Below are 7,552 nucleotides of genomic sequence, written 5' to 3'. Positions count from 1 at the left end.
GGAGGCAGGCCGCCAAGCTGGACCCGGAGTCGACGGTGCCGCGCTTCTTCCTGAATCAGCTGCGTCAGTCTGCGGAGGAGGGCTCGGAGCTGCCGACCGTCAGCTATAACTACCAGCTTCCCTTTCAGGAGCAGCTCAAGCTGTGGAAGGCCAACAAAGGCAGCTTTGCGGAGCAGGTCCGGGTAAATCCGCTGCTGCGCTCGTCCTTCTTCTGGGCGCTGCGTTACGGGGATGCAAGCTTGAAGCGGCAGGTCACCGAGGCGCTGGCCTGGATCGGCGACGAGGCGCTGGCCGCCGCCCTGAAGGAGCTTCTTGGCGAGCCGGTACAGGATAGAAAGCAGGAGGAAGCCGGTCTGCTCCGCCTGCAGAAGCTGATCGGCATGGAGACGGAGAAGGAGCCGCGCTCCGAGGAAAAAGAGCGGCTTCCGCGCGGCTAATATTTCGGGCGCGGAGACCCGGAAAATGCCCCTTTTGGGCATAATAGGGATAGCAAGCTTGGCCTGCCGGCCAAACTTTTTAATCATCCGTTTGCGAGGAGGGTACTTAAGATGTACAAATCGATTGTAATCGGAACCGGCCCAGCCGGTCTGACCGCCGCCATTTATCTGGCGCGCGCCAATTTGAACCCGCTGGTGATTGAAGGTCTGCAGCCGGGCGGACAGCTGACAACGACGACGGAAGTGGAGAACTTCCCCGGATTTCCGGAAGGCATTCTCGGATCGGATCTGATGGACAATATGCGCAAGCAGGCGGAACGCTTCGGGGCTGAATTCAAGAGCGCCTGGGTGGAGTCCGTCGATTTCTCGCAGCGGCCCTTTAAAGTGAATGTGGATGGGCTTGGCGTGCTGGAGGCGGAAACGATCATTATCTCGACGGGCGCTTCGGCCAGGTATCTTGGCATCCCCGGCGAGCAGGACAATGTGGGACGCGGAGTCAGCACGTGCGCTACTTGCGACGGCTTCTTCTTCCGCGGGAAGAAGATCATTGTCGTTGGCGGCGGCGATTCCGCGATGGAGGAAGCGAGCTTCCTGACGCGGTTTGCCAGCAGCGTCACGCTGGTTCACCGGCGCGAAGAACTGCGGGCGTCGAAGATTATGCAGGACCGGGCGAAAGAGAACAGCAAAATTTCATGGGCGCTGAACCGCACGCCGCTGGAGGTCGTAACAGGCGAGACCGGGGTGAAGGGACTGCTTGTCCGTGATAACGAGAGCGGCAAGGAAGAGCTCATTGAAGCCGACGGCGTCTTCGTGGCGATTGGACATACCCCGAACACCGCTTTTCTCGGCGGCCAGGTCACAACCGATGCGAACGGCTACATCGTGGTCCGTCCGGGCACAACGGAGACGAACATCCCCGGCGTATTCGCCAGCGGCGACGTTCAGGATACCCGTTACCGTCAGGCTATATCGGCGGCGGGTTCAGGCTGTATGGCGGCGATGGACGCCGAGAAATATCTGGAAGGCTCGATGGTGCATGACTGGAGTGAGACGCTGGATAAATCATAATCCGGAAGCCATATAGCGGCGCTAGCCCCAAAGTTAAAGAAGCCAAGCTTCACCTGAAACGGGAAGCTTGGCTTCTTTGCGTGAAATCATTCTGTCCAAGCCGAATGCCTCAACCCCCGATTCCTACGCGAGAGAATGCGGCTGGAACCATACGGTGCGGAAGTCAACCCAGCCGCATGAATTCAGGTTGATTCCCTGGATTGAGGAATGGAACCGGGTATTGCTCTTCTTGTGAAGCAGAAAGAGAACGCTGTACGATTGACGCAGCAGCTCCTCCAGCTCATTGAGTCTGCGCCAGCGGCTCTGCGGGTCGGGGTCGGACATCACCGCGCGGGCGGAGGCCGTTACAGTATCCAGCATGCCGTCCGCCAAGGCCGAAGGGAAAAATCCTTGTTGCAGATACAGTTCCAGATCCTGAATTTCATCATTGCCGAGAACGATCTCATACAATTGGCAATCATGCTCCGGCGAAAAGGCCGGATTGGCCATATCCTCTGCCTTGCGCATCTGAATCTCCATGCGGATACCGAAGGCGCGGCAACGCTGCCGAATCCACTGGGCGTCGGCGGCATGGCGGCTGTGGGTCGACAACCGGACCGTCTCTCCCCGGTAACCGCTCTGCTCTAACAGCCGGTAAATTTCCGCCGCATCCGGCGCCGGTTCCACTCCTTCCGCTTGGTCGGCGGCTCTGCCGCGCTCCGTACGGAATCCCTGCGCCGGGAAAATGCGGTTCTCCCCAAGGTCGGCAATCATCCGGCTGCGGTCAATAATCAGATCAAGCGCCTGCCGAAAGGCAGGACTGTTCTGCGGTCCCTCCTTGCGCTGGTTAAAGACCAGCATGCTGCAGCCCGGTGAAATCGTCTCCACCTCGCGCCATTCGGCATCCGGTCCGGCGCTTTTTCTCAAATATCCATTGTAGATGTTCTGCTCCGTGCAGGAGGCGCGGGACCAGTCCGGTTCCTTCAGCATTCCCGCATCCTGCTCGGAGAGGTGTATGATTTCCACCCGGTCGATGTGCGGCCTGCCCCGGAAATGGGATGAAAAAGCCTCAAGTATGCAAATGCTTTCATCGTACCGAAGCAGCTTGAACGCCCCGGTCCCCACCGGATGGCTCATAAAGGCAGCTTCATCGGCCCCGCACAGGTCTGCGGGAAGAATGGAGGACGCTTTGACGGAGAGCAGTTGGAGAAAGAGGTAATTGGATTCTGTGAGCGTAATGTGGACGGTTTTGCGGTCGAGCATGCGAATATCGGATATTCCCGTGAACATCCAGCTCTGCTCGCAGCGGTCCGGGTTCAGCCGCAGCCGGTCGAAGGTATAGATCACATCCTGGGCCGTCACTTCTCTGCCATGATGGAAGCTGACGCCTTTTCTCAGATGGATAATCCATTCGCTGCAGTCCGGCGAGCTTTCCCAGAAGTGGGCAATGGCGGGACGGAAGGTTTCGCTAACCGGGTCAAAGTCGACCAGCGTATCGTAAATATGCCCGATAATATGCGCGTCAAAGGCATAATAGATCGAAGCGGGATCGAGCGTCACAATGAACCTCTGCACCGGAAACCGCAGTGTGTCCAGCACCATGTCGGTAACAAGAGTCCGGGTAAAGCCCATTCCGCCAGAGAGCCATTCCAGGAATCCGTTCTTGACCTGCGTGGACTCGCCGAAGCGGTCGATCAGTTCGAGCGCTCCTTTGACATCGCCTTTTTTCGTTAAAGCTATGCTCTCTTCAAGGAGTATATCCTGCGCGTCAGCGAGAAAAGCGAGCATGGAGGCATTCCCCCGGCCAAGCCCCGGCTGCCAGCTAATCCAACCAAGATCGGACAGCTTGCGGAGGACCATCTTGACGTTGCGAGGGGTACAGTGCCAAATATCGGCCAGCGTTTGGACCGTGACGGAAAACGGAGTATTCAGCTCGCGGTCGGTGTAGGACGATCGAAGCTCAAAGAATTGCAGAGCGGCAAGCAAAGGAAAACCTCCCTTCATACAGCGGAAAAGGTGAAGCAGGCAGTTCAGATTATACCCTTTTTACCTCTTTTGGAAAAGGTATACTGAAAGTAACATCCGGATGTGAGGTCCGGCAAAGAAAGGGGCGGGATCATTGTGATTCATCCTGCAATAGAGGAAATGCTGATAGAGAAGAGACGGAAAGAGCTGGAAAGCCGGGCGGACAGACAGTGGAGGATACAGGCTGCCGGGAAAGTCAAGAGCAGGCGTATGCGTCGTGAGAGAGGGATCTTAGGGTCTTTGAATTTAAAGAGAATTTTCAGTACATTATGGCGCGGCCGAAAGAGGCCGGCTCCACCGCTGTAGTTGCTGGAGCCCTCCCTTTATTAAACAAATTGGAAAAACTGCCGAGCCTGTGACCCACATCATAAGATACCCTGTGGAACCTGTGTTAGAATGAGAACAATTCTCAATCAGATGAGGTTGGTCATTTAATACGTTCCCGCTTCGCGGGCTGTGATATAGAGATCGGAGAGTAAATTTCATTTTGTAATACAGGGGAGTGAGCACATGAGCAAACGGATGATCCGGCAGGTATCGGAAGTATTGGATAAAAGCCGCCGCCGGGAAATGCTGAAGGAAGTGGTCAAGGAGCTGCATGCGGGGAAGTCGGTGGATGAGGTAAAGGACCGGTTCGAGAAAGCGGTGGCCGGAATTAACGTGTCCGAGATTGCGGCCATGGAGAACGCGTTAATTAACGAAGAGGGAGTCCCCGCAGCGGAGATCCGGCGTCTGTGCGCCGTGCATGAGGCGGTATTTCAGGGTACGATTAAGGAGATTCACCGTTTCTCGAAGCCGGAGGATCAGCCGGGGCATCCCGCGCATACATTCAAGCGGGAGAACCGGGATGTCGAGCGCCTCGTCAACTTCAAGCTAAAGCTTCATGCAGGCAAATTTCAGAAGAATGACAGTCCGGACAATGCCCGGAAGCTGCAGGATGATCTTGCGCTGCTGTTCGATCTCGACAAGCATTACAGACGCAAGGAGGAGCTGTTGTTTCCCTATTTGGAGAAGCACGGCGGTTACGGCCCGTCCGGCATGATGTGGGGCGAAGACGACAGCATCCGCAGCATGATCAAGAACGCCAGAGCCATGCTCATGCCTTACCGGGGCTGCAAGGCCGAGGTCGGTGAGGCGCTCTCCCGCATCATCCTGGAGATCAACCAAATGATCTGCAAGGAAGAGCAGGTGCTGCTTCCTGCCGCGCTTGAGAAGCTGACGGAGGAAGAGTGGCTTGAGATTGCGAAGAAAAGCGCGGAAATCGGCTACTGTCTGTCGGTGCCTGAAGAGGAATGGGTCCCGGAGCACAAGACGGATGAGCCGGCGGCGGCAGGTCCGGATTCCCATTCGGTCATGAACTCTCCCCAGGGGTATGTCCGTTTCGGAACGGGGACCCTGGCGGTGGAGCAACTGGAGCTGATTTTGAACCACCTGCCGGTGGATTTGACATTTATTGACGAGAATGATGTCATTCGTTATTTCTCGCATGGGAAAGACCGTCTCTTTACCCCATCCGGGGCGGTTCTGGGATGTCAGGTGCGGGATTGCCATCCGCCGCAGGGCGAGGCTGCCATCGGCAAGCTTCTGGATGATTTCAAGGCCGGATGCAAGGAGAGCGAGGAATTCTGGATTCATATCCGGGACCAGTTCATTCATATTCGTTACTTTGCCGTCCGCGATGACAGGGGCCGCTACATGGGGGCGCTGGAATTCACACAGAATATCGCGCCGCTCCGGGCGCTGGAGGGTCAGAAACGGGCGCTCGCCGAGTCGTATAGAGCAATGGAATAGACAAGAGCAGGCACAAGTCTCCCGGTAAGGAGGGAGGCCGACCATCCGCCGTCCGGTGGATGGTTTTTTCTTTTAGGCGCAGGCTCCCGCAACTTTCTACAGTGCATCTTACCGGGTGTACCGTCTTTCCTTGACCGCAGGGAAGGCTTCTATTATAGTGGGTATCGTGGGATTTACTATTTTAGCATAGGAAAAGGTGGCTTGTTACATGTCGGAAAATATCTACGTAGGCGTGGATTTGGGCGGAACCGCAATTAAGGTAGGGATCTGTAATAGCGAAGGCCATTTGCTGCACACCTATGAAGGGCCTACGGGAACTGAAGACGGAGTCGACACCGTAATTGACAACATTGAGAAATACGTGCGTCAGATTGTGGCTGATTCGCCATTTGAATGGGACCAGTTAGCCGGTGTTGGAGCGGGAGTCGCCGGGTTCACGAATATTCGTGAGGGGATCATTATTCTTGCGCCCAACATAGGATTCAGAGACGTGCCGATCCGCGCCATTCTGGAGAATCGATTGAACAAGCCGGTCAAAATAGATAACGACGCCAATGTCGCGGCGCTTGGAGAAGCCTGGAGCGGAGCCGGGCGGGATGTGGACAACTGCGTCTGCTATACGCTCGGAACGGGCGTCGGCGGCGGCATTATTATTAACGGTAAAGTCTATCAAGGCTTCTCCGGTCTTGCCGGCGAGCTTGGTCATATTTGCGTCGTTCCCGATCTGGAAGCGATCCAATGCGGGTGCGGTAAAATGGGGTGTTTGGAAACCGTTTCCTCGGCGACGGGCATCATTCGGATGGCCAACGACGCCGTAGCGCGGGGCGACCGGACAACGCTGGCCTCCGTGGAGAAGATCGCTGCGAAGGAAGTGTTCGATGCGGCCAAGGCCGGGGACGAAGTGGCGCTGCGGATCGTGAACCGGGCGGCGTTTTATCTCGGCAAATCCATGGCCGCAGTCGCAGCCGTGCTGAACCCCGAAGTATTTATTATCGGCGGCGGCGTGTCCAAGGCCGGGGAAATTTTGTTCGAAGAAATCCGCCGCGTCTACGCTCAGGTTACGCCTGAACCGCTGCAGAAAGATGTGAGCATCATTCCTGCGCTGCTTGGCAACGATGCGGGTATTGTCGGCGCGGCCGGTCTTTTGCTGCGTTCTTAAGAGACGGAATTCATTTTTCATTCATACACTAATTCTAGGGAGGGGGAAGCTCAATGACCGAAGAGGAGAATACTCCGTCGTCGGCTGCGGCCACCCTGATCATCATTACCGGAATGTCGGGAGCGGGCAAGACCATCGCCGTGCAAAGTCTCGAAGACCTCGGATTTTTCTGTGTCGACAATCTTCCGCCCGTCCTTATTCCGAAGTTTGCGGAGCTGATCGAGCAGTCCAAGGGGAAAATTGCGAAGGTAGCGCTTGTTATTGATCTGCGGGGGCGTGAATTTTTCACCGCTTTGTCGGAATCGCTCAGCTTTATCAAGGATCACTTCACCATCGGCTGCGAAATTCTGTTTCTCGATGCTACGGACTCCGTGCTGGTGCAGCGTTACAAGGAAAGCCGGCGGCGGCATCCGCTCGCTCCGAAGGGCCTGCCGCTTGACGGTATCCGGCTGGAACGGAAAATGCTGGAGGAGCTCAAGAATTCGGCTACACAGGTGATTGATACAAGCAGCATGAAGCCTGCCCAGCTCAAGGAGAAGATTGTCTCCAGGTACTCTCATCTTGGAAAAAGCACGCTCTCCGTCAACATTACCTCATTTGGCTTCAAATATGGCATTCCGATTGATGCGGACCTCGTGTTTGATGTGCGCTTTTTGCCTAATCCGCATTATGTGGATCATCTCCGGCCTCATACGGGACAGGATAGCGATGTTTACGAATATGTAATGAAGTGGCCCGAGACGCAGGCATTTCTAGAGAAGCTGCTGGATATGCTTCAATTTCTGATTCCCCAATACCGCAAGGAAGGCAAGGCCCAGATCATTATCGGCATTGGCTGCACGGGCGGCAAGCATCGCTCTGTGGCTATTTCGGAATATTTGGGCAAAATGCTGGGGGTCAGCGAGACGGAAACGGTATCGGTCAGCCACCGGGATGCCGAACGCGACCGGCATTAGGAGAGAAGGGGTATAATCGTGGCAGTTCAATCAGGACAGCGTCCGCAGGTCGTCGTTATGGGCGGCGGGACCGGACTGTCCGTTATGCTTCGCGGCTTGAAAGAGAAGCCGCTTGATATTACGGCTATCGTAACGGT

6 protein-coding genes and 1 pseudogene are annotated in these 7,552 nt (G+C 55.9%); 6 read left to right on the top strand and 1 reads right to left on the bottom strand.

Going from position 1 to position 7,552, the window contains the following annotated elements; all coding sequences use genetic code 11:
* Nucleotides 1-437, top strand: a pseudogene (locus L692_RS32325) (DDE transposase family protein); the annotation flags it as partial.
* Between the two features lie 111 nt (nt 438-548).
* The gene (trxB, locus tag L692_RS0102835) at nt 549-1,505 is read left to right on the top strand and encodes a thioredoxin-disulfide reductase (protein ID WP_025697018.1); all 957 of its coding nucleotides are present in this window, start codon (nt 549-551) and stop codon (nt 1,503-1,505) included.
* A 123-nt stretch (nt 1,506-1,628) separates the two neighbouring features.
* Here the strand turns inward: trxB and L692_RS0102830 are convergent, their stop codons facing one another.
* Nucleotides 1,629-3,470 carry an ABC transporter substrate-binding protein gene (locus L692_RS0102830; protein ID WP_025697016.1) on the bottom strand — a complete coding sequence of 614 codons (1,842 nt, stop codon included), beginning with the start codon at nt 3,468-3,470 and terminating at the stop codon, nt 1,629-1,631.
* A gap of 549 nt (nt 3,471-4,019) precedes the next feature.
* Between L692_RS0102830 and L692_RS0102820 the strand changes: the two genes are divergently transcribed.
* The 4 genes from L692_RS0102820 to L692_RS31620 all read left to right on the top strand — a co-directional run.
* Complete coding sequence (locus tag L692_RS0102820; RefSeq protein ID WP_025697014.1) at nt 4,020-5,300, top strand: DUF438 domain-containing protein; 1,281 nt, start codon at nt 4,020-4,022, stop codon at nt 5,298-5,300.
* Between the two features lie 208 nt (nt 5,301-5,508).
* Nucleotides 5,509-6,459, top strand: a complete 951-nt coding sequence (locus L692_RS0102815; RefSeq protein ID WP_025697012.1) for an ROK family glucokinase — start codon at nt 5,509-5,511, stop codon at nt 6,457-6,459.
* Between the two features lie 53 nt (nt 6,460-6,512).
* Nucleotides 6,513-7,415: an RNase adapter RapZ gene (gene rapZ, locus L692_RS0102810; protein ID WP_025697009.1), complete on the top strand. Its 903-nt coding sequence runs from the start codon at nt 6,513-6,515 to the stop codon at nt 7,413-7,415.
* A gap of 18 nt (nt 7,416-7,433) precedes the next feature.
* A partial coding sequence (locus L692_RS31620) for a 2-phospho-L-lactate transferase CofD family protein (RefSeq protein ID WP_232238722.1) occupies nt 7,434-7,552 on the top strand: 119 nt, incomplete at its 3' end.

The organism is Paenibacillus forsythiae T98, from assembly GCF_000520735.1.
GTDB classification, from domain to species: domain Bacteria; phylum Bacillota; class Bacilli; order Paenibacillales; family Paenibacillaceae; genus Paenibacillus_AQ; species Paenibacillus_AQ forsythiae.
This window is presented reverse-complemented; position numbering and strand designations above follow the sequence as displayed.